The organism is Streptomyces sp. NPDC090088 (assembly GCF_044747345.1).
GTDB lineage: Bacteria > Actinomycetota > Actinomycetes > Streptomycetales > Streptomycetaceae > Streptomyces.
Map to the genome: position 1 here is coordinate 651,887 of NZ_JBIVDZ010000005.1, position 25,536 is coordinate 677,422.

21 protein-coding genes and 2 pseudogenes are annotated in these 25,536 nt (G+C 69.9%); 12 read left to right on the top strand and 11 right to left on the bottom strand.

The features are described 5' to 3' along the window. Positions 1–25: 25 nt before the first annotated feature. Entirely contained in the window at positions 26–1,456 is a 1,431-nt protein-coding gene (locus tag ACIPSJ_RS26755) for an MFS transporter (protein ID WP_401349689.1), read from the top strand. A 924-nt stretch (positions 1,457–2,380) separates the two neighbouring features. Here the strand turns inward: ACIPSJ_RS26755 and ACIPSJ_RS26760 are convergent. After that, positions 2,381–2,650, bottom strand: a pseudogene (locus ACIPSJ_RS26760) (ISKra4 family transposase); the annotation flags it as partial. Positions 2,651–2,800: 150 nt separating this feature from the next. Here ACIPSJ_RS26760 and ACIPSJ_RS26765 point away from each other — a divergent pair. The 5 genes and pseudogenes from ACIPSJ_RS26765 (at position 2,801) to ACIPSJ_RS26785 (ending at position 9,061) form a co-directional block, all read left to right on the top strand. Then, the gene (locus ACIPSJ_RS26765) at positions 2,801–3,421 is read left to right on the top strand and encodes a PH domain-containing protein (protein ID WP_401349691.1); all 621 of its coding nucleotides are present in this window, start codon (positions 2,801–2,803) and stop codon (positions 3,419–3,421) included. Between the two features lie 903 nt (positions 3,422–4,324). Continuing rightward, positions 4,325–6,619 (top strand): PQQ-binding-like beta-propeller repeat protein, encoded by a 2,295-nt coding sequence (locus ACIPSJ_RS26770; RefSeq protein WP_401349693.1) that lies wholly within the window; start codon positions 4,325–4,327, stop codon positions 6,617–6,619. A 140-nt stretch (positions 6,620–6,759) separates the two neighbouring features. Beyond that, positions 6,760–7,293, top strand: a complete 534-nt coding sequence (locus ACIPSJ_RS26775) for a hypothetical protein (RefSeq protein WP_401349695.1) — start codon at positions 6,760–6,762, stop codon at positions 7,291–7,293. A gap of 66 nt (positions 7,294–7,359) precedes the next feature. Continuing rightward, positions 7,360–8,870 (top strand): annotated as a pseudogene (locus tag ACIPSJ_RS26780) (ISKra4 family transposase). Continuing rightward, on the top strand, positions 8,867–9,061 hold the full coding sequence (locus ACIPSJ_RS26785) for a hypothetical protein (protein WP_401349696.1): 195 nt from the start codon (positions 8,867–8,869) through the stop codon (positions 9,059–9,061). Before ACIPSJ_RS26780 ends, ACIPSJ_RS26785 begins: the two are co-directional and overlap by 4 nt. A gap of 354 nt (positions 9,062–9,415) precedes the next feature. Here ACIPSJ_RS26785 and ACIPSJ_RS26790 read toward each other — a convergent pair whose 3' ends face one another. Further along, complete coding sequence (locus ACIPSJ_RS26790) at positions 9,416–10,945, bottom strand: glycosyltransferase family 39 protein (RefSeq protein WP_401349697.1); 1,530 nt, start codon at positions 10,943–10,945, stop codon at positions 9,416–9,418. Between the two features lie 128 nt (positions 10,946–11,073). Between ACIPSJ_RS26790 and ACIPSJ_RS26795 the strand changes: the two genes are divergently transcribed. Further along, positions 11,074–11,754 carry a response regulator transcription factor gene (locus ACIPSJ_RS26795; RefSeq protein WP_401349699.1) on the top strand — a complete coding sequence of 227 codons (681 nt, stop codon included), beginning with the start codon at positions 11,074–11,076 and terminating at the stop codon, positions 11,752–11,754. Further along, positions 11,741–13,234 (top strand): sensor histidine kinase, encoded by a 1,494-nt coding sequence (locus ACIPSJ_RS26800; RefSeq protein ID WP_401349701.1) that lies wholly within the window; start codon positions 11,741–11,743, stop codon positions 13,232–13,234. The genes ACIPSJ_RS26795 and ACIPSJ_RS26800 overlap by 14 nt, the downstream gene beginning before the upstream one ends. A 6-nt stretch (positions 13,235–13,240) precedes the next feature. On the opposite strand, the gene ACIPSJ_RS26805 is transcribed toward ACIPSJ_RS26800, so the two are convergent. Then, positions 13,241–13,786: a GrpB family protein gene (locus ACIPSJ_RS26805; RefSeq protein WP_401349702.1), complete on the bottom strand. Its 546-nt coding sequence runs from the start codon at positions 13,784–13,786 to the stop codon at positions 13,241–13,243. Between ACIPSJ_RS26805 and ACIPSJ_RS26810 the strand changes: the two genes are divergently transcribed. Then, positions 13,767–15,335: a serine hydrolase domain-containing protein gene (locus ACIPSJ_RS26810; RefSeq protein WP_401349704.1), complete on the top strand. Its 1,569-nt coding sequence runs from the start codon at positions 13,767–13,769 to the stop codon at positions 15,333–15,335. The two genes, ACIPSJ_RS26805 and ACIPSJ_RS26810, sit on opposite strands and share 20 nt — an antisense overlap. Before the next feature lie 160 nt (positions 15,336–15,495). Here ACIPSJ_RS26810 and ACIPSJ_RS26815 read toward each other — a convergent pair whose 3' ends face one another. Continuing rightward, entirely contained in the window at positions 15,496–16,266 is a 771-nt protein-coding gene (locus ACIPSJ_RS26815) for a crotonase/enoyl-CoA hydratase family protein (protein WP_401349706.1), read from the bottom strand. A gap of 44 nt (positions 16,267–16,310) precedes the next feature. Further along, the gene (locus tag ACIPSJ_RS26820) at positions 16,311–17,387 is read right to left on the bottom strand and encodes a cytochrome P450 (protein ID WP_401349709.1); all 1,077 of its coding nucleotides are present in this window, start codon (positions 17,385–17,387) and stop codon (positions 16,311–16,313) included. A 258-nt stretch (positions 17,388–17,645) separates the two neighbouring features. Between ACIPSJ_RS26820 and ACIPSJ_RS26825 the strand changes: the two genes are divergently transcribed. After that, on the top strand, positions 17,646–17,960 hold the full coding sequence (locus tag ACIPSJ_RS26825; RefSeq protein WP_401349712.1) for a hypothetical protein: 315 nt from the start codon (positions 17,646–17,648) through the stop codon (positions 17,958–17,960). A 461-nt stretch (positions 17,961–18,421) separates the two neighbouring features. Here ACIPSJ_RS26825 and ACIPSJ_RS26830 read toward each other — a convergent pair whose 3' ends face one another. The 5 genes from ACIPSJ_RS26830 to ACIPSJ_RS26850 form a co-directional block, all read right to left on the bottom strand. Beyond that, on the bottom strand, positions 18,422–19,096 hold the full coding sequence (locus tag ACIPSJ_RS26830) for a hypothetical protein (protein ID WP_401349715.1): 675 nt from the start codon (positions 19,094–19,096) through the stop codon (positions 18,422–18,424). A gap of 808 nt (positions 19,097–19,904) precedes the next feature. Next, positions 19,905–21,302 (bottom strand): hypothetical protein, encoded by a 1,398-nt coding sequence (locus tag ACIPSJ_RS26835; RefSeq protein WP_401349718.1) that lies wholly within the window; start codon positions 21,300–21,302, stop codon positions 19,905–19,907. Beyond that, positions 21,299–21,511, bottom strand: coding sequence for a hypothetical protein (locus ACIPSJ_RS26840; protein WP_401349720.1), 213 nt, complete (start codon positions 21,509–21,511; stop codon positions 21,299–21,301). The genes ACIPSJ_RS26835 and ACIPSJ_RS26840 overlap by 4 nt, the downstream gene beginning before the upstream one ends. A gap of 346 nt (positions 21,512–21,857) precedes the next feature. After that, the gene (locus ACIPSJ_RS26845; protein WP_401349721.1) at positions 21,858–22,346 is read right to left on the bottom strand and encodes a hypothetical protein; all 489 of its coding nucleotides are present in this window, start codon (positions 22,344–22,346) and stop codon (positions 21,858–21,860) included. Beyond that, positions 22,343–22,801: a hypothetical protein gene (locus tag ACIPSJ_RS26850; protein WP_401349723.1), complete on the bottom strand. Its 459-nt coding sequence runs from the start codon at positions 22,799–22,801 to the stop codon at positions 22,343–22,345. The genes ACIPSJ_RS26845 and ACIPSJ_RS26850 overlap by 4 nt, the downstream gene beginning before the upstream one ends. Before the next feature lie 161 nt (positions 22,802–22,962). Between ACIPSJ_RS26850 and ACIPSJ_RS26855 the strand changes: the two genes are divergently transcribed. Both ACIPSJ_RS26855 and ACIPSJ_RS26860 read left to right on the top strand, forming a co-directional pair. Then, on the top strand, positions 22,963–23,313 hold the full coding sequence (locus ACIPSJ_RS26855; RefSeq protein ID WP_401349725.1) for a hypothetical protein: 351 nt from the start codon (positions 22,963–22,965) through the stop codon (positions 23,311–23,313). Further along, positions 23,310–24,428 carry an ImmA/IrrE family metallo-endopeptidase gene (locus ACIPSJ_RS26860; protein ID WP_401349727.1) on the top strand — a complete coding sequence of 373 codons (1,119 nt, stop codon included), beginning with the start codon at positions 23,310–23,312 and terminating at the stop codon, positions 24,426–24,428. The genes ACIPSJ_RS26855 and ACIPSJ_RS26860 overlap by 4 nt, the downstream gene beginning before the upstream one ends. A gap of 272 nt (positions 24,429–24,700) precedes the next feature. On the opposite strand, the gene ACIPSJ_RS26865 is transcribed toward ACIPSJ_RS26860, so the two are convergent. Beyond that, on the bottom strand, positions 24,701–25,351 hold the full coding sequence (locus ACIPSJ_RS26865; RefSeq protein WP_401349729.1) for a DUF3223 domain-containing protein: 651 nt from the start codon (positions 25,349–25,351) through the stop codon (positions 24,701–24,703). Positions 25,352–25,536: the final 185 nt, after the last annotated feature.

A 25,536-nucleotide genomic window follows, 5' to 3' on the forward strand; every position in this document is an offset into this window, starting at 1 on the left:
CCACGTTCGAGCCAAGGAGTAAGTGATGGAAAAGCACCCGCTGCGGTGGTGGGGGCTGGCGGTATGTGTCCTGGCCGTCCTGGTCGACATGATCGACAACCAGATCGTGGCCGTGGCACTGCCTGACATCCACCGCCACCTCGGCGCCGGAGAGGCTGCGATGCAGTGGATCTCCGCCGGCTACGCCCTCGGATTCGCCCTCACCCTGATCGTCGGCGGCCGGCTGGGCGACCAGTACGGCGTCAAGAAAATGTTCCTGGCCGGCATGAGCGTCTTCACGCTGGCCTCGCTGTCCGCCGGGCTGGCCCCCGAGCCGGGCCTGCTGATCGCCTCCCGGGTGGTGCAGGGCATCGGCTCCGGCCTGATGGTGCCGCAGGTCCTGTCGTTCATCCACACCGAGTTCGACGAAGCCGAGCGGCCCAAGGCCATGGGCCTGTACGCCGCGGCCTTCCCGCTCGGCGGGCTCCTCGGGCCGCTCCTGGGCGGCGTACTGACTGAGGCCGACCTGTTCGGATCGGGCTGGCGCGCCATCTTCCTTGTCAACATCCCGATCGGGGCGACGGGCCTGATCGGCGCCCTGGCGACCATGCCGACCCGGCCCGGCTTCCTGCGCCACCGGCTGGACATCGGCGGTCTGGCACTGCTGACCGTCACCGGGTTAGCGGTGTTCTATCCGCTGGTGCAGGGCCGTGAGCAGGGCTGGCCGCTGTGGTCGATCCTGATGATGGTCGCGGCCGTGCCGCTGGCCGGTCTGTTCGCCCTGCACCAGCATCGCCAGGACGAGCGGGGCGGCGAGCCGATGGTCCCGCCGCCCATGGTCCGGATGCGCAGCCTGGCGTCCAGCCTGCTCGTGATGCTCACCACCCAGATGGCGATCGGCGTGTTCTTCATGCTGACCCTGTACCTGCAGCTCGGGCTCGGGTTCTCGCCGGTCCAGGCCGCACTGTCCTTCGCCCCGGGCATCATCGGCATCGTCATCGGCAACGCCCTGTCCATGAACCTGGCCGCCAAGATCGGACGCCCCTTCATCATGGCCATGGTCGCGGTGCTGTCGGCAAGCCTGGCCTCCATCGCCCTGGTGATCCACGCCGCGGGCAAGGATCTGAACGTCTGGCAGATGCTCGGCCCGATCATCCTCTTCAGCTTCGGCATCGGCGGCGTGCTCAACGCGCTGTTCGGCACGGCATTCGCGCAGATCCAGCCGCAGCAGGCCGGTGCGGCCTCCGGTCTGGTCAACACCACCGCCCAGGTCGGCCAGGCCGCGGGCATCGCACTGTTCGGCACGGTGTTCTTCTCCCTGCTGCCGGACCACGGATACGAGACCGCCACCGTCAGGACGTTCCTGGTGAGCATCGGGGTGACGCTCGTGGCCCTGATGCTGACGGTGGCACTGCCCAGGAAACAGCCGGCCCAGAACACGGCGCACGCGACGGACCCGTCGTCCGCTCCGGTCTGACCGACGCCGCGGACACACGGAGGTGGCCGCCCGATCCGGGCAGCCTCCTCCGCTGCTACGCCGTGCGGTCGGTCTTGTACGGCTCGCGCTCGCTCACGGCGTGCAGCTCAGCACGCCCGACCTCGCCGACCGGCCGGGATGCCACAATCCCACACTTTCAAGTGACGACAAATCACCTATAAAATCGCATACCGCCCTCTCGGGCTGTCGCTTGGCTTGGACCGTCTCGACCGCCGATCGAGCTGCCGCAGACGGTCTTATGCCTGATCGCGTAGGGCCTGCAGTTCCGCACGCAGCGCAGCGTTTTCAGCTGCCAGTTCGGCTTTGCTGCGCCGATTAGCGGGCGGTTCTTGTGCGGAGCGCTCGGGCCTTTGCGAACTTGTCTTCGGTGGGCGATCTGCGAGGGGACCCAGGGGCTCGAGGGCTACGACCACAGACGGATCCAGACCGCACTGTGGGCAAATCTCCTTGTCGCAGACTCCTCCGTCGGATCGAAGGCTCTTCCGGCTTCGGGCAGCTTCGATGATGTGTCCGCAGTACAAGCGCAGCCGCCACCGCTGGAACTCCCATGGAGGCAGCGGAGACCCCAGGAGCTCAAGCATCTGCTCCCGCTTCTTCTCCGACCAGGGAGGTGCTTTGGCAAGCTGGCAGTCCACCCACTCGTGAAGCTGTACGGCCTCTTGCTGCCGGCGGTGGTCGGCCTTGGGCTCCGGCGCCCGTTACCAGTACATCGGTGATAACCCGCCCGTTCTCCGATCGGGCTTCGGTCTCCACGCTCAGTCCGTGCCGTTCTGCCGTGCGCGCGATCCGTTCCTTCATCGCCTTGTGCTTGTCGCTCTCCTGCGGTGTCGCCGCGTGGGTGAGCGGCAGATGCGCCGCGACCCACGCCACCTGGCCGTTGCTGCGCTGGCGCCGCACGAACATCCACGGCGACTTGCCGGCTAGAGCGCACTGGCACTCTTCGCGCTTGTAATCCCTCAGGTAGCGATGGCACGTAGTAACGGCCGTGCGACGTGTGGTGGGAAGCTGTTCGGCTGCGGCCTGGGCGGCCATCTCGGCGGCGGCTCGGCCGGCGTGGCCGGCGAGGATCGCGGTGAGTTTGTCCGCGGCCCAGGTCTCGGCCTCGCGGCTGCCAACCGGGTGGAAGGCGTGCGCGGCCGTCCAGTAGTACTCGGCAACGTGCACGAAGTCGAGCGGGTGTGAGTCTCAAGGAGCGCTCGACACAGGGGAGTTGGGGCGCCACCATGATGCCTGGCGATGGCTGGGACCAAGGTGCGTCCGAGCAAGGGGTGGGAAGTGGGCGACGAGTTGCTGCCGCGCGAGTATCGGATGAGACGGTCCCGGATGCTCGTGTTCCTCTTGGTGATGTTCGGGGCCACGGTGAGCCTCCCCGGGGGGATGCTGGCCGACGACGTGTCCGCCTCGGTCGTCCTGCCCATCGCCGTCGTGTGGGTGACGCTCGGAGGGTGGTTCTGCTACGCCCTCCTGCGCTGTTCCACCGCGGCGGACATCAAGGCGATCCATGTGCGCGGCATGATCAGGCGCCGACGGCTGGCCTGGGAGGACGTCCAGGACATCCAGGCGGAGGCAACACATGCGGAGAGCCCTTCGCCCGGCGTGGTCGTGTACGTCTACGGCCGGGACGGCCGCAGGGTGCAGCTGCCGTTCGTCGACGATCTGCACGTCGATGTCGAGTGGGAACTCGCGATGCTGATGACGGCGTGGCAGGAACTGCGCGGTGCGGACTGGTCGCCGGACCTGGAAGCCGCAGTCCTCATCGGCCAGGGCCAGGCGCGCCGCAAAGCCCTGTGGGCAGGCGTGGGCGCCATGATGCTGGCGTTCATCCCGTTGACGGTGCTGGTGGTGACGTCGATGGTGCACCCGCTCGTGGCCCTGGGAGCGGTGCCCCTGGTCTTCGCACTGACCGCGATCACCTCGTACCGCAGGCAGCTGAGGAACGGCTGACGAAGGAGAGCCATGAGTGAGCCCGTGCTGAAGCGGGCGCTGCATCCCTCTCTGGATGAGGAGACGCTGCAGGTGTCCCTGTCCGGCTACCTGGGTGCCGGTCTCCGGCGTGCCGTCGTCGGGGTGACGGACCGCCGGGTTCTCCTGGTCAGGAGTGCCTATTGGTCGATCCGCGGCAAAGGGATCCGGTGGGCGGATCCGCTCGACGAGGTGGCGCTGGGCGGCAGGCCTGTTGAGGTCCACATGGACGGTACCTGCACCGGGAACACGTACGTCCGCAGTGCCGCGCGGACGGCAGCACGAACTTCATCGGCGGGAGTGACGGCACCCGGCGTAGTCCGAAGGCCTTGTACTCATTGGTCAAGGGCCGCTTCTGATCGTCTGGTTGGGCATCCGTGGTCGTTGTTCCGACGGCAGTGGCGGGGCGCTGTTCTTGAGACGGCTGCGAGGGCGGCTGTCGACGCCTCGGTTCGGCAACGCGGTGGACAGCCTCGGTCCTCTTCCTCATGCGCCGCAGCCTGTGCCAGTGCCTGGGGCGCCAGGCCGACGAACAGAACACCGCCGACGAATTCACCGACGGCATCAGCGGACCACCACACCCACGGCGCAATCGCAGCCCCGCATCATGCGTATCCGCGATCACGACCGGCCGCAGCCGGGGAACGCCTCCCCTGCCCATGCGGCGACCGTACGCACGCCTGCCCCATCCGCCCAGCACGGGACCGGACGGTAGGCGTGAAGACCGCCGCGCGAAGCCCGGGCCACCTGGCCGGGGGAAGTGATCTGCGACCTCCAGATCCGCAACCTCTGTCAACCCGTCGATGACTCGCTGAGAGGCTGTCGGGAATGATGTGTCTCTACGACAGCGACCCCGGGGGCCGCAGGGCAGGGAGCGTGGGATGAGTGGCAGTGTTCGAGGCCCTGGAGCCGGAAGACCCGCGGCTGGTGGGGCGTTACCGCATCGTGGCACGGCTCGGCGCGGGCGGCATGGGCCGGGTGTACCTGGCGCGCTCGCCGGGAGGACGTCCGGTCGCGGTGAAGGTAGTGCGTCCCGAGTTGGCCGGGGACGGCGACTTCCGGCGCCGTTTCGCCCGCGAGGTGGCCGCCGCCCGCAGGGTGAACGGAGCCTTCACTGCCGGTGTGGTCGACGCCGACCCTGGCGGCTCCCCGGCCTGGCTGGCCACCGTCTACGTCCCCGGCCTCTCACTGGGCCAGGCGATCGCCGGGCACGGGCCTTGGCCCACCCGGTCCGTCCTCGCGCTGGGGGCGGGGCTGACCGAGGCGCTGGAGGCGATCCACGCCGCGGGCGTCGTCCACCGCGACCTCAAACCGTCCAACATCCTCCTGGCCGTCGACGGCCCGAGAGTGATCGACTTCGGCATCTCGGTGGCCGTCGACGCCAGCGCGCTGACCCACACCGGTATGACCATCGGCACGCCCGGCTTCATGTCCCCCGAGCAGCTCACCGACCGCCCGGTCGGACCCGCCAGCGACGTCTTCACCCTCGGCTCAGTGCTGGCCTACACCGCCACCGGAGTCGGCCCGTTCGGCATCGGCACGCCCCACGTCCTGCACTACCGCGCCGTCCACGAACCCCCCAACCTCGCCCCCCTGCCACCCGAACTCCGCGAGGTGGTGGCCGCCTGCCTGGCCAAGGATCCCGACCAACGCCCCACCATCGCCCACCTCCTCGACCGGCTCACTCCCGCGGACGGCGCCGACGGGAGCGAAGAGTCGGCCGCGGCCACGTTGCCGACCAAGCCCGGCTGGATGCCCGAGCAGATCGCCCGACTGGTCCAGACACACACCGCCACCGCCCTGCCCCGCACCCCGCCCCCGACACCGCCTTCGGCAGCAGACCCCGCCACCGGCACCCCACCGCCCGCAGCAGCACTGCCTCCCCCACCTGCCGAACCCCCCGGATCAGCACCGCCGACCCCACCGCCGCCCGTCCTCGAGCCGCATCAGGCACTGCCCCTGACCGGGGAACAGCACCGCCCCGTCCCCCCGACCCCGCGCCGGCCCGCACCCAGCGGATCCACCCCGGCGACAGGGACGCTGAACCTGGTCCCGCTGCCGCACGGACATCCACCCAGAGCCCAGCACGCGATATCCCGGCGCCGCGCCCTGCTCGGCCTGACAGGCACCGCCCTCACCGCGGGAGCCGGCCTCACCGCCTGGAAATTACTCACCGGCAACACCACGGACTCCGGTACCGGATCTACGGAACCACGCACACCCAGCGGCTCACCACTCTGGAAATTCCGCACCGGCGACGCCGTGTCCTCGTCCCCGGCCGTGGTCGGAGGCGTGGTCTACGTCGGCAGCGCCGACCACAACCTGTACGCGGTGGAGGCGGCAACCGGCAAGAAACGCTGGAACTTCCCCACCGACAAGGGCGTGTCCTCGTCCCCGACCGTGGTCGGCGGTGTCGTCTACGTCGGCAGCTGGGACGGCAGCCTGTACGCGGTGGACGCCACAACCGGCAGGAAACGCTGGAACTTCCGCACCGACAACGTCGTGTTCTCCTCCCCTGCCGTGGCCAACGGCAAGGTCTACGTCGGCAGCTGGGACGAGAGCCTGTACGCGGTGGACGCCACAACGGGCGCGAGACGCTGGAACTTCCCCACCGGCGGCTTGGTGGCCTCGTCCCCGACCGTGGTCGACGGCGTGGTCTACTTCGGGAGCGCTGACCAGAACCTGTATGCGGTGGAGGCAACCGGCGAAGAACGCTGGGCGTTCCCCACCGACGGCGCCGTGTCCTCGTCCCCGACGGTGGTCGACGGCGTGATCTACGTCGGCAGCGACGACTTCCACCTGTATGCGGTGGAGGCGGCAACCGGCAAGAAACGCTGGGCGTTCCCCACGAGCGATGTCGTGTCGTCGTCCCCGACCGTGGTCGACGGCGTGGTCTACGTCGGCAGCTGGGACAACTCGCTGTACGCGGTGGACGCGGCAACGGGCAAGAAACGCTGGTCCTTCCTCACCAACAATGTCGTGTACTCGTCTCCCACTGTGGTCGGTGGCGTGGTCTACGTCGGCAGCCGGGACAGCAGGCTGTATGCGGTGGACGCGGCAACCGGCAAGAAACGCTGGTCCTTCCTCACCGGCAGCGCCGTGTCCTCGTCCCCGACCGTGGCCGACGGCGTCGTCTACATCGGCAACGTTGACGGCAACCTGTATGCGGTGCGGACGTAGCAGCAGACACCACCGCGACACAGACAGGCTCCATGCGATGGGTGCGGATCCTTGCGAGGGGTGGCTGAGCTGGGAAGAAGCTGATTGGCGTGTAGGCGGTGCCGTCGTAGTCCTACCGTGACGGGTGGAGGTCGGGCGCCGTGGTGTCTTTGCCGGAAGAGCTTCAGGCCCGGGAGGCTGCGGCTCGGCAGCGAGTCGAGGAACTTGAGGCCGAGGCTGTGGAGCTGGCCCTGCGGCTGGAGAAGGCGCGAGAGGTTCTGTCGCGGCTGGAGATCACGCGGGAGACGGCCACGGAGGTGCTGGCTGAGCTGTCGGCCGCGGAGAGTGATGCCGGGCCGGATGTGCCGGCGGGGCAGGTGCCAGGGCCTGAGAAGACATCGGCGCCTCACGGTGTCGGGGTGATGATGGTGCCGCCCTGGCGGGAGGGACTGGTGGCGGCGGTGTTGCCGGACATGTACCGGGACATCGTGGAGGTCATTGCGGACGCGCCGGGCCCGTTGCAGGCCAAGCAGATCGTGCCGCGGATCGGGCTGGAGGCCACGACCGGGAAGATCGAGGGGACCCGGGGGAAACTGAAGCGACTGGTGGAGCGGGGCCGGCTGGACGAGGATGCGCCGGGACGGTTCGGCCTCGCCTGTCGCGGGCCGGGTGCCGACCGGGCCAACTCCTGGTGACCAAGGGGCTCTTCTCCGTAGATGCGAGGGTGCCAACCACATCGGATCCGCTGAAAGAAGAGCCCGGTGGAACAGTACGACGCCTTACCCGAACCTGATCCGTACTCCGCCTCACGTGATGCCTTCGAACGCCTCGTCTGGACACTGGCCGACGGCCCGGCCGCCGACTTGCCTCATGACGAACCGGAAGTGCGGCTCGAACAGCTGGGACGCGACCTGCTGCGGCAGTTGATGCAGGACCACCTCGATCTGCGTGCCAGGAAGGAGGAGGACGCAGTACGGGCGAATGCGGGCCGGCCGGTGATCACCGGTCCGGAGGGGCGGGCCAGGCCCTGGCGGGAGAAGGGCCATCGTCGCCTGCTGGCTTGTGTGTTCGGGCCGGTGAGCGTGAGCCGGATCGCCTACCGCGGCCGGGGCGTCGCCAACGTGCACCCGGCGGACGAAGCGTTGTCACTGCCCGCCGGCCGGCACTCCCGCGGACTCGCCCGGCTCGCGGCCGTGGAAGCGGTGCGAGGCTCCTTCGACCAGGCCGCCGCCGCGATCGAGCGGCGATGCGGAAAAGTGCTGGGCAAGCGCCGCCTCACAGAACTCGTGGTCGCCTCCGCCATCGACATCGCTGCCTACTACACAGCGAAGATCCCCACCCCGTGCACCCGCGAGATGCCCCTGGTCATCCAGATCGACGGAAAGGGGGTGGTGATGCGCCCCGAGGCCCTGCGCGAGGCCACCCGCCGGGCCGCGGCCAAGAGCGCGGTGGCCGGACGGCGCGGGCGGCTGGCCCCGGGCGAGAAACCCAACCGCAAGCGCATGGCGACGGTGGCCTGCGTCTTCGACATCGCTCCCGCCCCTCGCCGGCCGCACGACATCATCCACCCGCCCGGCGGGCGCAGCGGGACGCGGTCGCCGCGGCCGGGCCCGAAGGCGGAGCGGAAATGGTGCACCGCCTCGGTGATCCGTCCCCCGGAACAGGTCGTCGCCGACGCCTTCGACCAGGCCGCGTCCCGCGACCCGCACCGCCTGCGGGACTGGATCGTGCTCGTCGACGGCGCCCGCCACCAACTCGACCTCGTCCAGGACGAAGCAGCCCGCCGCAGCATCCGCCTGAACATCCTGCTCGACTTCGTGCACGTCGCGGAATACGTGTGGACGGCCGCGCACGCCTTCCCCCCCGCCCGGCAGCCGAGGGGCAGAAACCTGGGCCCCGGACAAACTCACCGCGATCCTCGCCGGACAGGCCGGCCGCGGCCGAACAGCTTCCCACCGCCCGCCGCGACGCCGTCACCACCTGCCACCGCTACCTCACTGGCCACCTCGGCCAGCTCAACTACGACACCGCCCTCGCGGTCGGCTGGCCGATCGCCACCGGCGCCGTCGAAGGCGCCTGCCGCCACCTGATCGCCGACCGCCTCGACATCACCGGCGCCCGCTGGGGACTCGATGGAGCCGAAGCCGTCCTCCAACTCCGCGCGCTCATCACGAACGGCGACTTCGAGGACTACTGGATCTTCCACACGGCCCGCGAACACCAGCGCCTCTACCCCAGCCCTGACCAGCAGGACTACAGCCTCACCGCTTGATCCCGGTCGTCACTTCAAAGGATCCGCGCCCTTCCTGGCTCGCCGAGGAGGTCCTCGCCCACAACGGCCGCATCAAGGCCGTCGTACCGGCCGCCGAGCACAGCCAGGGCCTTCCGGCTGAGCATCATCCGATGTATGACGCTCTCCTGCGGCAGGTGTCCGGCGGCGTGCACGGGACGGGCCTGACCTGACCGTCTCCGGCTCCTGTGCGCACATGACGGTCAGTGAGATCGTGGCCGGCCTGGCCGACGAACTGGTCGTGGTAGGGGACGGGAAGCCGGTCTGGGATACGGCGGTACTGCGGATGTTGTGGCCTACGCCCAACAGGGCTCCTTGTGCACTTCTTCGGGCTGTTGTCGGTCTGGGTCCGGGTTGGTGCCGGGCCGGCTGTTCGTGCTGGTGGTCTTTTCTGTCTGTGGCCGGTGGTGGGTGTGTTGCAGGTGCCGTTGGGGTGTTGTCGTGATGAGTTGGGCGGCAGCGCAGAACAGATGCGGCCTCCCATGGCGGCAGCGAGTGGCAAGTGAAGGATCAAGGCTTGCGGGTTGTCACTTCATCGCCCCATGGTGTGCTCCGGGGTTGTCGGAACCGGGACCGGCGTTCGGGGACGGGTGGTGGTCCCGGAGATAGATGGTGACTCGCGCCCCGTTGACATGGGTTGTTTCGTACTCGTGGAAGTGGCGCCGCAGGGTGCTTGTTTTCGCTTCTTCCTGCGGGTCGGTCGACGAGTGTGCACCCGCCGCGCGGACCACGACGATCCGGTCGAACTCCAGCATGCGTGCCGCAATGACCTGGGCGGGAAGCTCGACGCCTGCGAGTGTGTTCGACGCAACGGGGTCCTGCGCCAGGGCGAGATCCGTCAGTAGACGGGTGTCCTGGGAGTTGGCCGCGGTCAGGATTCGTTGCCGGCCGGGGAGGTAGAGCAGTCCGTCGCCGGGGCGGCCTTCCTCGCGTACGGTGGCGCCGATGGCGGTGACGTCGTTGCTCCGGCTCTGGGGCGTGCGCAGCGCGAGGCTCGGCGGGAGGAGTGCGGCCAGTACGGCAGCGGCCGCGATCCATGCGGTGCGGGAGGACCGCCGCAGCCGGTGGGAGTGGTCCAGCCAGGCGCCCAGCAGCAGGGCGATTCCGGTATTGCCGTAGAGCACATACCGGTCGACGAAGAGGGGCTTGGCCAGTGAGGCGGTCAGCAGCAGAAGGCCCGGCAGCACGAGAATCGGCACAGCCAGCGCGGAGAGCCGCACGGGTCCCCTCGTCGCCAGGGGCGTTCGGGCGCACAGTACGCCCACGACCGCGACGACCAGGAAATAGCGAAGCCGCACCGGTCCGCTGATCCAGGACACCTGCTCCGACTGCCCGGCACTGCGGATTGCCAGCGGCAGCAGGCCGGCCACGACGCCTGCGGCCGTCGCGGTCCATGCGGTCAGGACCGGTCGTGGAACACGGGAGAGGGCCAGGGTGACGCCGTGTGCGACCAGGGCGAGGACAGCGAATTCATGGAGCAGGCAGGCCAGCAGCATGGTGGCGCCGTAGACCGCCCACCGCCATCGGGTGCGATGCGGGACGGCGGTCACGAGTGCGTAGGTGGCCCAGGTGACCAGGGCGCAGACCATGGCGTACGAGCGGCCTTCCTGCGTGTACTTCTGGACCTGGGGGAGGAGTGCGAACACCAGCCCGGCCAGCAGTCCGGCACGGGGTCCCGCCAGGCGTAGTCCCAGCAGTCCGACTCCGCTCGCCGCCAGGGACATCGCCAGCACGGACGGCAGTCGCAACGTCAGCAGCCCTGCGCCGAAGAGGCCGAAGATCTCGTGCATCAGGGCGTAGTAGAGGGCGTGGACCAGATCGACGTGCTGGGCGGTGTGCCATATCTGTGCGAGATCGCGGTGTGCGAGCTGGTAGGTGACGGACTCGTCCCCCCACAGGGTGTTCTGCCTGCGGATGCCCCAGAGCCCCAGAGCGATGGTCAGCGAGAAGGGCGCGGTGACGACAACGGCTCGGGCCGGGCTCGGTGATGGCCGGCGGGCGGATACGGGAGGGGAAACCGTCCTGGCCACGGCGGGACCACGTTCGGCAACGGACATCGGCGACAGGGCCTTTCGACAGCGGCGAAGAAACCCCGCCACCGTGCCCGGACCTCGTTGACCGGTTGCTGACCCAACCTGACCGGCCGATCAGGAAGGCGGGCCGGCGCTGTGCGAGGCTGCACCGCATGCGCATCCTGGTGGTCGAAGACGAGGTGGACCTCGCCCGGACCCTGCACACCGGCCTGAGTGCCGAGGGCTACAGCGTCGACCTCGCCCATGACGGCAGGCAGGGGCTGTGGATGGCCCGGACCGGCGAATACGCCCTGGTCGTACTGGACTTGATGCTGCCCGGACTCAACGGCTACAAGGTCTGCGCCCAGTTGCGCCGGGAGGGCAACGCGACCCCCATCCTGGTGCTCACCGCCAAGGACGGGGACTTCGACCAGGCCGAGGCCCTGGACACGGGGGCCGACGACTACCTGGCCAAACCCTTCTCCTACATGGTGCTCGTCGCACGGCTGCGGGCCCTGGTCAGGCGAGCCGCGACGGTTGCCCCGCCCGTCCTTGCCGTGGGCGACCTCTCGCTGGACGTCGCCGGCCGGGTCTGCCGCCGGGCCGGGAGTCGGGTGGACCTCACGCCCCGGGAGTTCGCCGTTCTTGAGCTGCTGGCCCGCCGGGCGGGCCAGGCGGTCTCCAAAGCGGACCTGCTGTATCACGCGTGGCCCGACGAGGCATGGGATCCCAACCTGGTGGAGGCGCGCGTCAGCGCACTGCGCAAGAAGGTGGACGCCGCGTTCGACCGGAAGTCCCTGCAGACCGTACGGGGTTGCGGCTACCGGCTGGTGGACGACCGTGACCGCGACTGAGCCGCGACGCCGCTGGTGGCCGCGTTCGGTACGAGCCCGCACGGCGCTGGCCGCCGCCTCGACCGCCGCCGTCATCCTGCTCGGCATCGGCTGGTGGGTACACCACGACGTCTACCGCCAGAGCACGCAGATCGCCGAAGAGCAGGCCCAGAAACATCTCCTTGCCCTCGTTGATCAGCTGAACGAGGGGGTGGTTCCCGGCCGCAGAAGCGCCGTGCCGTACGAGGTCGTCGCCACCGGCCGACGCACCGCTGTCGCCTCCGGCGGGGGCATGGAAGCCTTGGATCCCGGCACCCGCCATGTACTGCCCGCTCCCTCCGCGCTCTCAGCCCCACCGGATGCCGATGGGGAGTGGTCCTATACGACCCGTCCCCTGCGCATACCGGCGCACCGCGACGACAACCCCGGGAACCCATTCGACCCGGCCGGCGGGACCTACCCGGTCTTGTACGCCGATGTCTGGGTCGGTGCGCTGAGCAGCGAAAAAGCCGCCGCTCTGGGCGTCACCGCCGATGCCACACTGCGGGCCTATGTGGTGGTACTCCCGGACACAGCTGAGGAGATCACCAGGACCACCGACCTGCTGCTGCTGCGCGCCGGGCTCGTCGGCCTCGTACTGATCGCCGCCGCCACCTACTTCGCCGTCCGCGTCGCGCTGCGGCCGGTCGAGGCCATCCGCGTCCTCACCGCCTCGGTCACCGCGCACGACCCCCGCGAACGCGTCACCGTCCCCGCCACGGGACACGAGATCACCGCCCTGGCCACCACCCTCAACACCACCCTCCAACGCCTCGACGACGCGGCCGCCCGGCAACGCCGCTTCGTCGCGGACGCCGCCCACGAACTGCGCAGCCCCCTCACCACCCTGCTGGCCAGCCTGGAAGTCGCGCTCGCCTACCCGGAACGCACCGACTGGCCCGCCGCGGCTACTACCGCCGCACGCCAGACCCGCCGCCTCCAGGCCCTCGCCGAAGACCTGCTGCTCCTGGCCCGCCTCGACACCCGCAGTCCCGCGGCCGACGCCGAACTCGTCGACTTGACTGCGGTGGTCTCTGGGTTGGTTGAGCAGCACTTGCTCGCTGAAAGACGGTTGACTCTCACCTGTGGCGGTGTCGCCTCCGCGTACGTATACGGGAGCCTTGGTGAGTACGAACGGCTGCTGCGTAATCTCGTCGACAACGCCGTCCGCCATGCTGCCCACCGCATCGAGATCACGGTCCGCGGTCAGGGCGCTTGGATCGTCCTCACGGTGCACGATGACGGGCCGGGTGTGCCTGCCGAGGATGCCGAGCGGATCTTCGAACGTTTCGTCCGGCTCGATGACGCCCGTTCCCGCGATCAGGGTGGCACCGGTCTGGGCCTTGCCATCGCCCGCGATCTGGCTCACCGTCACCGAGGCACTCTCACCCTTGCTCCTCGCACTCTCGGAGCGTGCTTTGAGCTGCGCCTTCCTCGAGTTCCCGCCCCAGCCGGCGGATGACGCGCTTCACTGTTTCTCCCCTGCGGGCAGTGATGGCGGGCCGAGTTGTGTGCGGGCGCGGTCGGTGGGTTTCTGTGTCGGTGCTGTTTTGGCTCGCGCGTACTCGCCCGGTGCCGTTCCAGCTGCGGCGGTCGCCCGCTTGGGCTGCGCGTAGGGGGTGGGGTTCTCGGGGTGGGTGTGCGGGTGGTCCCGGAAGGTTCTCTGGTTGCGGGTTGGCCGGCTCTCCGGGGTCGCCACGTGCGGGGTATGGCTGCGGACGCCGTTGTCTGTGCGGACGTACGGCAGCCGGTCGGTCGTTGCGTGGTTGTAGGGGTGGAGGCCGAGGCCGGCGAGTGCCCTCTGGTGGGGTGCGGCGTGTGTGAGGTTGTGGACGGCGGCCGTCGGGTCGATGGCGGGCTTGGCCGCCGGTCCTGGGACAGGGGTCGAGCCGATGTGGTCGATCTTGGCGGACAGCCCGGGTGCCGCTGCGCGGATGGCGTCGCCGGCGGGAGCGGCCTGCCGGGGTCGGCGCGGGTCGTACTGGGGTACGTGGATGGCGCCGGGTTCGGACACGGCAGTCATCTCCGTCGGCACACGCTGTGATGTCCGCCGGCTGCCGCCCGGCTGCCATGGCCCGCCCTCGCCATCCGGGGTTTGGCAGGGGCTCGATGTGCCGGATCCGCTCGTTTCACGGACTGCGCCCGGGGAATCGCGGTTGAGTACCTGGGTCTCGGGGCTGGGCAGGCCCGCCGGAGCTGGCTTCGCCCCGAAGGCGGGCGTTAACGCGCCGGGCGGAGTGCCGTGTTCTCCTCCGCGTATCCCGGTCGTGCCCGGCGGCCTTCCCGGATTCTCGAAGGAGCATGAATTGGGTGTGAATGTGCGTTTTCGACGTCGTCCGCAACGTGCGGGTGTTCGTGCGGTGGCAGCGGTTGCGGTAGTCGCGGCCCTCGTCGTGCCCCTTGCTGTGACCCCGGCGAGTGCGGACACGGTCCATGAGAGTGCGGCGGTCCGGCAGGACGGCACTGCGCAGACACGTGCTCACCTGCGGGAGCTGGCGCGGAAGTTGGTGGAGGAAGGAGTGCCTGGGGTGATCGTGCGGGTGGACGGCGGTCACGGCAGGCCCGTCGAGATCTCCGAGCAGGCGGCCTGGACGAAGAAGGATCACCGGCTCAGGGCGGACGACGAGGTGCGGGAAGCGTCCAGCACCAAGACGGTGATGGCCACCCTTGTCCTGCAGCTGGTCGCCGAGCACAGACTCGCCCTCACCGACCCGGTCGGCAAGTGGCTGCCCGGCCAGGTGCGCAACGGCGGGGCGATCACCCTGCGGATGCTGCTCAACCACACCAGTGGGTTGTTCGACTACACCGACGACCCCGCTCTCGCGCCGGCCCTCACCGGACGGGACTCCCATGTGTGGACGTCGACGGAGATCCTCGGCCTGGTGAGCGGGCACCCGGCACTGTTCGAGCCCGGTACCGAGTGGTCGTACAGCAACACCAACTACATCGCGATCGGCGCCGTCCTGGAGAAGGCCACCGGTAAGAGTCTTGCGGCGCTGGTGCGGGAGCGGATCGCGGGACCTCTGGGGCTCCGGCACACGTTCTACGCCACCGGCTCCGCCTGGCACGGCCGGCACGCGCACGGCTACGAACCCGATGCCGCCCATATGCCGGCGGACGTCCCGGAGGAGTTCAGGAACTATGCCGGGCCGCAGCACGACGGCCATGTGGACGTCACCGGCGACTACGTCACGGCCGACGGAGCGGATGCCGCGGTCGTGTCCACCGCCGGTGACTGGTCCCGTTTCTACGGCGCGCTGATGTCGGGGCGCCTGCTGCCCGCCGCTCAGCTGGCCCAGATGCGCACGACTGTGCCGGAGGACGGGCCGGGGGACCCGGACGGGCTCGGCTACGGGTTGGGTATCGAGACGGCGCAGACCTCCTGCGGCACGGTCTGGGACCACGTCGGCGTCGTCCCGGGCTATGCGACCTACAACGTCACCGACTCCACCGGCCGTCGCACGGCCGCCTTCTTCTTCGCCACGTCCACTCTTCTCACCAGGCAGGCGCACCAGACCGGCGCGGCCCTGATGGACGCGGTCAACTGCGCCGTGTTCGACTGACCTGCGTGTTTCCGTGGGGGGAGCCGCCTTCGGATCGTGATGCGGAGGCGGCCGGCTGAGCCAGGATCCGCGTGGTCGGCGAGCGGGCGACGGCCCCCCTGAAGGCCCTGAGCCCTGCTGCGCGGACTCCGCTGCGGCGGGGTTGGCGGTGTCTGCTGTCTCAGTGCTGCCATGCCGGTGGGCGTTTCTCGGTGAAGGCGTGGGCGCCTTCGGCTGCGGCGGCGGTCGCGAAGACGGGGCTGCTGAGGGGATCCTGGACGGTGTAGGCGGCTGCGTCGTCGAGGCCGCGGGTGTCGCGGACGATTTGTTTGGTGACGAGGACGGCGTCGCGGGGCGGGGCCAGAAGCCGGTCGGCCAGGGTGAGGGCTGCCTGGAGGGCTTCGCCTTCGCGGGTGAGCCGGTTGACGAGTCCGTGGCGGGCCGCCTGGGGGGCGGGCAGCGGCGTGCCGGTCAGGAGCATCTCCATGGCCAGGTGGTAGGGCAGGCGGCTGGGGAGGCGGATGGCTCCGCCTTCGGCGGCGATGAGTCCGCGGGCGACTTCGGGCAGGGCGAAGAAGGCGGTGTCGGCTGCGGTGATGAGGTCGCAGGCGAGGGCGAGTTCGAAGCCGCCGGCGACGGCTGCGCCCTCGACCGCGGCGATGAGGGGCTTGACAAGGCATGCCCGGGTCAGTCCCGCGAGTCCCCGGTCGGCGATGACCGGGACGCCGTCGGCCGGGAAGGTCTTGAGGTCCATGCCCGAGCAGAAGTGGCCGTCCGCGCCGGCCAGGATGCCGACGCTCAGCGCGGGATCGGTCTCCAGTCGGGTGAGGGCCGCGTCCATCGCCTCGGCCAGCGGCCGGTCGATCGCGTTGCGGACGTGGGGCCGGTTGAGGGTGATGAGCAGGACGCCGGGGCGCGGCTCGGTCACCAGCACGGGGTGTTCGCTGTCCATCGGGTGTGCTCCAGGTCGGGGCCAGGTGGGGTGGGCGGGGGTGGTCAGGTCCGTACGACGGGCAGCGCGGCCAGTCCGCGCATCACCCGGGCCGGCCGCCAGGGGAGTTCGTCGGCGGGCTTGGCCAGTGCCACCGGGCCCAGCCGTTCGAGCAGCAGGGGGAAGGCGACGGCGCCTTCGAGGCGGGCCAGGGCGGCGCCGATACAGAAGTGGGGTCCGTAGCCGAAGGCGAGGTGGTCGTTGGGCGTGCGGCTCAGGGCGAGCCGGTCGGCGTCCGGGAAGCGGGCCTCGTCCCGGTTCGCGGAGCCGATCAGGAGACTGACGATGTCTCCCTCGCCGATCAGCTGCCCGTGCAGGGTGATCGGTTCGGCGGCGCACCGGAACGTCGCGTCCCGTACCGGCGAGTCGTAGCGCAGCAGCTCTTCGACCGCGGTGGTGACCAGCGCACCGCCGGTCTGGGCTCCGGTCAGCCGGGCGGCCTCACCGGGGTGGCACAGCAGGGCGAGCGTGCCGTTGCCGATGAGGTTCATGGTCGTGTCATGTCCCACGAGCAGCAGGAGGTAGGCGGTGGAGCGCAGTTCCTCCTCGCTCATCGCCCCGCTCTCGTCGCTGGCCCGTACCAGGGCGCCCAGCAGGTCCACCTCGCTGCGCTCGCCGTCCGCACGCTTGCCGGCGATCAGCACGTCCAGCAGCTCGTGCAGATCGCCTTCCACCCGGGCGGGGTCCAGACCCGCGGCGGGGGCGATGGTGGCCATCACGGTCTCCCGGGTCGCCGCGTTGTCCAGCTCCGCCGGGACGCCGAGGATCGCGCAGATCATCCGGAAGGTCAGCGGCGCCGCGAAGGCCGCGATCACATCCACGTGGGTGTGCTGTCCGATCCGGTCCAGCAGCCGGGTCGCGGTGTCCGCGACGAAGGGCTCCAGCCTGGCGATACGGCGCGGTACGAACGCGGCGTTCACCAGGGCGCGCAGACGGGTGTGGTCCGGGGGGTCGGCATGGACGAGATGCCGGTTCAGCCCGGCCGGCCCCGGGACATAGCCCGGCACCCGGCCGGGGTCCTTGCTCAGCCGCCCGTCGGTCAGCAGCGCGCGGACGTCGTCGTAGCGAGAGATCTGCCACACGGTGGGGCGCCCGGGTCTGCGATCCGGGTACGCGGGCGCATGCCGACGCAGCCACGCGAAGTAGGGGTAGGGGTCGTGCACTCGCGCGGCCGGCAGGTCGGCGGGCGGAGATGGAGGGACGGGAGCGGGCACAGGGGCTCCGGGATCGAAATCCGGCACGGACACCGCACCAACGACCGACGGCGACGAAAAGATGTGAAACATCTCCTTGCGCCTTGCCGGGTACTAGCGGCCGGCCGGTTCGCGTCCAAGACGCGCTTGCAGTGCGCCCGGCTGGACGCCTGCCTCGCCGACGGCCTGTGGCTGCGCAACGCTGCCCACGCCAACACGATGGCCGCCCGCCTGGACAGCGGACTCAAGGCTCTGCCCGGTGCCGGCCTGCTGCACGCCGTCGAGGCCGACATCCTCTTCTGCCGCCTCCCTCAGCCGGTCATCGACCAGCTCCTGGCCGACGGGTTCGCCTTCTACCACGACCGCTGGGAGCCCGGCGTCTGCCGCTTCGCCACCTCCTTCTCCACCACCGAGCACGACGTCGACGCTCTCCTCGAAGCCGTGGGCCGCCTCACCGCCTGACTTCCCGGGCGCGGGTGAGTGCGGTGGCTGGGGAGGTCTGGGCTGCCTGTTCCCGGCCGGCCCCTGTGGTCGGTGTCGAGGGCGGCCGCGCCCGCGCGGCCGGACGGTGCCGGGTCGAAGAAGCTGCGCTGCTGGTCGGCTTCGTCCCGGCATCAGCGGCCCGCTCGGCACCTGAACCACCCCCGGCTCTGCTGAACCACCCCCCTGCTCTGGGCCGTGCTCCTTCCTGCGCTGAACACCTTGTGCCCTGGGTGTCGTTCGTCCGTGCGGCCCCGGGTCCGGTGTCCGGCCGGTGGCGCGCCGCCGCCCCCTTTGGCCGGCCTGCCGGCTGTCCGGCGGGCGCCTGCCCGCTGCCCGGCATCCGCTGCCTGGTCTCGGTTCCGGCCGCGTCCCTTGTCCGGTGCCTGGTGCCTGGTGCCCGGTCCCGGTTGTGGGGGCGGGTATGACGGGGTGTTGGGGTGTCAGGGTTGGGTGAGGTCGATGGCGTGGTCGAGGTGGTGGGGGTTGAGGATGCGCAGGATGCCTTCGAGGAGGTAGTAGTCGGCGTAGGGGAGGGAGACCTCGATGCCGTCTTCGGCGGGCCGGTTGCGGGTGCAGCGGGCGAGGACGGCGTCCGCGCGGGTGGAGGTGCGGGTGAGGCAGGTGCGGGCGAGTGCGGTGAGGATCTTCAGGGCTGTGGTGCGGTAGTGGGTGCGGCCGGTGGCGGTGGCGAGGTCGGTCAGTGCGCAGGCCATGACGGCTCCGGCGGAGGCGTCTTTGATGTCGTGGGGCTGCTGGGGTGCGCGGTAGTCCCAGACGGGGATGTGGTCGGGGGTGAGGGCGCTGAGGGCGTAGTCGGCGAGGCGGGCGGCGGTGTCCAGGAAGCGGGTGTGGGCGGTGCGGCGGTAGAGGGTGGTGAATCCGTAGATGCCCCAGGCCTGGCCGCGTGACCAGCAGGAGGCGGGGCTGTAGCCCTGGACGGTGCCGGGGCCGAGGGGGGTGCCGGTTGCGGGGTCGAGGTCGAAGACGTGGGGGGTGGATCCGTCGGGCCGCGGGAACAGGCGCCGGGTGGTGTCGGCGTGCGCGACGGCGATGTCGAGGTAGCGGTCCTGGCCGGTCTGCTCGCCGGCGAAGACGAGCAGGTCGAGGTTCATCATCGTGTCGATGATGACTCGCCCGGCGTTGGCGGGGTCCTCCAGCGCGCCCCAGGCGCGCAGGAACCGGCCGCGGGGGTTGTAGCGGCGGTGCGGCTTCTCATTTTGATGTCACCAGTAGTTCTCATCTGGATGTCATGCATCTCTGCTGTTCGGAGTGCAGTAGTGGTGACATCGAGTGAGAAATATTGGTGACATCGAGTGAGAATTCCCAGCGCGTTGAAATGAGAAGGCCTTAGGGATGACCGTCTGATCTGCTGCTTTACGCTTCGACCTTGCTGGTTAGGGGCCGTGAATGGTGGCCGAGAGAGGCGGCGTGCGGCAGGCGCACCGCGCCGTTCACGGCAGGCGCGGTGGTGGCATCGGGAGTGTCGGCAGAGTAAGGGTGCTGAGTGGCTCGTGTGAGGGTGGGGTCAGGATGGGCGTGCTTGAGGGCAGGCGTCCCGTATCGGACGAGACAGGAAACCCCCACGCGTGTGGGGAAGACACGTAGCTCCGTCCGGCCGCGATGTCCGGCAGGGACACACCCCCACGCGTGTGGGGAAGACATCGTTCTGAAGGGCGTTTGGTGCCCAACCACGGACACACCCCCACGCGTGTGGGGAAGACCCTTGATGACCTGCGTATCTGAAGATCAGCAGGCCGTATTTCGGTGACTTTACCTGAGACTGCGGTGCTGGTGAGGATACCGGGTCCTCATCGGATCGACGCACTCGCGGGTGTTGCTTGCTTGTTCCGGCCCGTCGGTCTGGCTGCTGTTGGAGGACTGGGTTTCGTGCTGGGCCGTATGGATGCGCGGGGTCTTGGTCTTTCAGCGTGTGGTGAGCTGGATGGCTATGGGAAAGGACGGGCGGCTGGCCGGTGCTGCTTCGAGGTCGGCGGAGCCCAGGTGCAGGCTCAGCACGTCCAGGCCGGTGCCTCCCAGGAGCGGGCGTGTTGCTTCCGCGAGGGTGAGGCAGGCGGCGATGACACCGACGAAGGCGGCGCCGACCGCGGTTCCGGCGAGTTGGACCGCGCCGCACGCGTCGCGCCGGGACAGGTCGTCGAATGCGCTGTTGCGGGGCAGTTCGGGGGCGTCGGCCGGGGGGTCGGCCCAGGCGGTGACCTGGTCGCTCGGGCGGGCCGCGGGAAAGCGGCGGAGCTGGATGGCGTTGAAGTCGGCCGGGCCCGCGCCGAGTCCTGCGTCGATGGCGAGGTTCCAGCCGGCTGCGCTGATCATCCGGCGGGTCGCCAGGTTGTCGACGCCGAGGAGCGCGACATGAGTGTCCTTTGGGGGGACGCGGGTGGTGTGGTGGAGGCGCTGCTCGATGATGTGGGTGTCGAAGCCGAGTGCGTCGAGGCGGGCGGCGACCAGGCGGGTCTTGCGGACCTGGGCGGGCCGGCGGGGGGTCAGCATGCCGGTGCTGTGGTTGGCTTCGACAGCTGTGTCCACGTCCTGCAGCACGACACGGACACGGGTGGGGTCGGGGTAGGGCAGCCAGGACAGGACCCAGGCGTTGGCCTGTCCGAGGTGGCCGAGTCCGACCAGCCACCATGAGGCCGGCGCGTGGGTAAGGGACGGCCCGGTGGTGCCTTCCCCGGTGGGAGACCACAGGTCGAGGCTGATGGGCCGGTAGCCGGCGTCGCTGCCCGGACGGGCCTGTACGGCTCCGAACGCCTCGTGGACGCCGAGGGCTGCCGCGCAGAGGGCGGCCAGCACGTCCTCGCCGTTCTCCACGCTCTCCGTGTTCTCGTTCACGCTGTCCGTCGCGGCTGCCGGCCCTGTGACGGGGCGGACGGAGGCGGTCCACCCCTTCCAGGCCACTTGCAGTACGACGCGGTGCGGGGAGAGACCCTGCTGGAGCGCCGCGTCCGGTGCGCCGAGCAGTACCACCGGCCAGTGGGCCGGAATGTCCTGCAGATCCGCTGCCAGGGTGGCGCCCTCGGCGGCCAGGGCGTCGGCGACGGTGCGCCCGCGGTAGGGTCCGGCGGTCAGTACGCCGTCGCCGTCCGCCACCACCCGGGTGCTGCCGAAGGCCCGTGCGGCGGTGGCGGTCGCGGTGCACAGCGCGGCCTGGTACGCCGCCTGCCGGCCGGGCTGGGTCCCGGCGACGACCGCGATGCCGGTGGCGGCGTGGGCGTCGAGCGCGGCCTCCAGGGTCGGGTGACTCCCGTCGCGGGCGCCCAGCAGTGCGGTGCGGTGGACCGTGTCTTTGTCCGGGACGTTCACGTGTTCCTCCGGAGTCGCTTGCATCCTGCGGCCAGGCGGTGGGTGAGCAGCCGCAGCGCCCGCCGGGGGCGGCTGTGCTCGCGGATGCGGACGAGGGCCGCGGACCGTGCCCCGAAGGCCGGGGACCAGGCGCCGTTCTCCCGGACGTGCACACCCAGTTCCTGGGCGTCGGTGACACCGGAGGCGAAGCGGGGGGCGATGAGCGCCACATCCCGTCCAGGGCGATCATCGGGTTCGCGGCGTCGGTGCGGCTCTGTGCCACCCGGTCGAAGGGGTGGGTGTGGATGTCGCCGACGACGCGCAGCCGGTCGCGCCGGCACCGCGCGGCCAGCGCCGTATACCCGTCGGCGCCGAAGGTGATCGCTCCGGTGAGGCAGCCCGGGTCGAGGTCGTCGTAGTAGGCGATGGCGGTCACCGGCTGGGGAAGGCGGCCCGCCGGGCGGTCGCGGTCGGTCAGCAGGAACGCCCCCGACTCGCGTCGGCCCTCCCCGCGGCGGGCGAGTTCGCGGATCATGCCCCTGAACAGGGCGGCGTCGAAGACCAGGCGTGCGTCCGTCATGATGTGCCGCCCGACGGCAGACGGGCTCCGGACAGCATGCGGTGCATCTCCTCCAGGTAGAAGACGATGGTCCTGCCGGGGTTCCAGGCCCGCTCCGGGTGCTCGGACGCCCACTGGCCGTGGGTGGCCAGGCCGATCCGGTCGCAGGGCAGGTAGGGGGCGTTGCCGTTGTCGGGCGACCAGTCCGGGCGGAAGACCTCGGGGCTGTGGCCGGTGACGGGCCACTGGTCGACGGGCAGGAGCGCGTCGGCCGTCAGGTCCCACGGCTGGCCGGCCGGCGCGGAGGCCGGATAGTCCTGGACGTCGAGACGCATTCCGCACTCGGCGCCGCCACCGACGGCGATCGCGACGGTCATCGTCGGCCAGGTGATGCTGACGATGCGCCAGAGCCCGGCGTCGACCCCGGCGTCGGCCGCCGCATCCTGAAGATCGCGCAGCAGTCGTGCCTTGCACGGGTCGACGCCCGGCTCCGCGGCGGTGGTCATCCCTGCGACCTGCCGGCGTGGACCAGGTCGAGCGCCACCGCGCACGAGCCGGCCGGGACGATCGCGCCGACCGGGTCGGTCAGCCGCAGGTCCGTGGTGGTCGACGGCAGCCGCAGCACCAGATCGGCGGTGTCCGAGGAGGGGATGCCGAAGGCCTTGACCGCCTCCTCGCGCACCTTCCGCACCCGTGTGGCCGGATGCGCCTGAACGGTCCTCTCCGCGCCGCCGTAGGCGACCGTGACCTCGATCCGGCGGCACTTGTGCACGACGACATGTCCCGGCTGGTCGCCGAACAGCTCGACCACCGTCAGCTCCACGTCGATCTCCGCCTCGTCACCGACGCGGTAGACCTTCTCGTCGGCCTCGACCACCACTACGTCGGCCAGCCGGGCCTCCGCAGCGACCTCCCCGGTCTCTGCCCCGTCTCGACCGCTCCTGTAGGTGTGAACCCGCATGACATGCACCTTTCCATCAGAAATCGCGACAGGGGACATGATCCAAGCCGCGGCACGGAGCGATCATAGTCCATAAAGTCGCGAAGTCGGTAAAGAAAAATCCCCAAACGGCGGGCGGTCGTGTGTTTGGCGACCCACCGCCGACGAGATACGTTGGTACGGTGTTTGTGACAATCCCGGACGCCGACCTCAGCGAACTGCTCGCCTCGCAGACCTTGCTCCTCAAGGTCTGGCCCGACACCGCCCGAGAGGTCATGGTGCTGCTGCAAACCCTGCGATCGGCGATGCCCACACTCGCCGACGCCCTCGCCATCGGACTGGTCGTCCTGGCCGCACCGACGGCGATGCCCGGAGTCGAACTCAGCCACCGCCGCGCCGCCCTCACCGCCACCGGCTGCCGCCCCGACGGCACCAAGGTGGAGGCCCCGCACTCGCACCTCGCCGAGATCACCCGCCTCGAAGTGCACGACGTCCGCGCCGACGGACGCTCAGGCCTGCAGGTGCGGTCATGAACACCGACACGAAAGAGTTCCAGCCCAACTGGGGAGTCCACCCCGGCGAGATCCTCGGCGGCATCCTCGACCAACGCGGCATGAAACAGGTCGAACTCGCCCAGCGCACAGGACTGTCAGCGAAACACGTCAATCAGATCATCAAGCAGACAATCGGCATCAGCTCGGACGTCTCGATCCTCCTCGAACGCGCCCTCAACGTCCAGGCCTCCTTCTGGAACGACCTTGACACGCAATACCAGGCCTTCGAAAGCCGCCGCCGCGCCGAAGCAGCACTCGGCGAATACGGCACCTGGGCCAGCCAGTTCGACACCGGCACCCTGCGCCTCCACAAGATCATCGACGCCGCAGACACCACCATCACCCGCGCCGAGAAGATCCTCAAACTCTTCCAGGTCGCCACACCCGATGCCTTCACCCAGACATGGCTGCGACCGTCAGTGTCCTTCCGCCGCAGCCACGCGTTCACCGTCAGCGAGCCCAACACCGCCCTGTGGTTGCGCCTGGTCGAGCGGTCCGCCCTCGACGTCTCCGTCCAGCCCTTCAACGCCAGAAAACTGCGCACCGTCGCCAAGTCGATCCCGACGATGACCACCATGAACGTGCCCGACGGATTCATTGCGGCGCGCGCCGCCCTGGCCGAAGCCGGAGTCGCCCTCACCTTCGTGCGCGAGGTGCCGGGCACACGCGTGTGCGCGGCCACCTGGTGGATCAACGGCGACCGTCCGGCCATCGGCGTCACCGAACGCCATCGACGCCACGACACCTTCTGGTTCAACCTGCTGCACGAGATCGGGCACATCGTGCGCCACCCCCGCCGTACCAGCTTCCTCGACTTGGAGGGCGGGGACGCCGGCGACCAGGCCGAAGCCGAAGCCAACGACTTCGCGGCCCAGACCCTGTTTCCCGGAGACAGCAGCGACTCGATCGCCCAGGCCACCACCCACCGAGAGATGATCATTATCGCCGCACGGCTCGGCGTCGGCGTCCCGATGGTCGCCGGACGCTACGGCAACCTGACCAAGCAATGGAAACTGGTCGGCCGCCTCCGCCCGTCGATCTCCGACGAGGAGATCAACGCACTGGAGACCATCGCCCAAGACGCCGCCGCGTAAAAGCAGGACACGGCCGGACGCGCGGACTGATCCCGTGACGCGATCACACGCGTCACGGGCCCACGCCGGCGGAGCACCCAACTGCCAGCCTCCACCAAGCGCCAGCCCCCAGGCAGCGGGCCCGGCCGCGCGACGCAGCCAGGCACCCCGACCCGACGGTCAGACAGACCAACGCGATCGGGTTCTGAGGACGAACCCCGTCGGCGGACACCCCCACGCGTGGGAAAGACCAGCCTGCGGCCTGGTCGCTGTCGGCCGTCCACGACGTGATGTCACCGACGCGGCCGGCGCAGGTTCTCCTGCGACGACAACAGGCCGAGTACAGCGTGTTCCGCGTGGTGGCTGCGCCACTGTTCGGCGAGGTCGCGGTCGGTGAACGTGCTCAGGCCCTGGTCCGTGGAGGAGGCCAGCCCGATCGTGTCCCAGCCGCCGGCACTCGCGGCGAAGCCGACGGCGATCTCGGCGAAGGACGGGCCGCGGAAGTAACTGACGTGGACATCACCGAAGTCGAGCTCTGCGCCTGACTCGTCCGACACGAGGGCGCTTGCCGCCACCCGGGAGGCGAAGAAGGCGTTCACGTCCTCCTCGACCTCGGCACGCATCGCACTGGACACCTGCTGGCGGTAGGTGGGCGGCTTAAGACACGCCAGGTAGGAGAAGCCGATGCTGGTGCCGTCCGTACAGACGACCGCGAAGCCGGGATAACTGCCGCGCAGCGGCGGGGCGATGACGAACTTCTCCACACCGGGGCCTGCCTTCTCCGCAGCTTCCGGGTGCAGGTCAAGGAGGTCCAGGAGCAGGAGACGGTCCTCCAGCCGGTCCACCGTGCTCCCCACTTTGCAGCCGTAGAGCACTGCGCGTACGGCGTCTCCGGCGGCCTGCTTCGTGGGGTACCGACGCGTCCCGATCCGGAATTCCGGCATAGTCCAACTCCTCTGCGGAAGAAGGGTGTTGTGGTGCACCCGCCGGGAACGGGTGGCACGTGCACGAGTATCCCCAGACCGGCATGCCTTCTTGCCGAGTTGCCGGATACGCGCGGAGGAAGGGAGCCGGGATCGCGTCGCGATGAGCGAGCGGGCCAATGGCCTGCGTGCTCGCCCTCCTCATC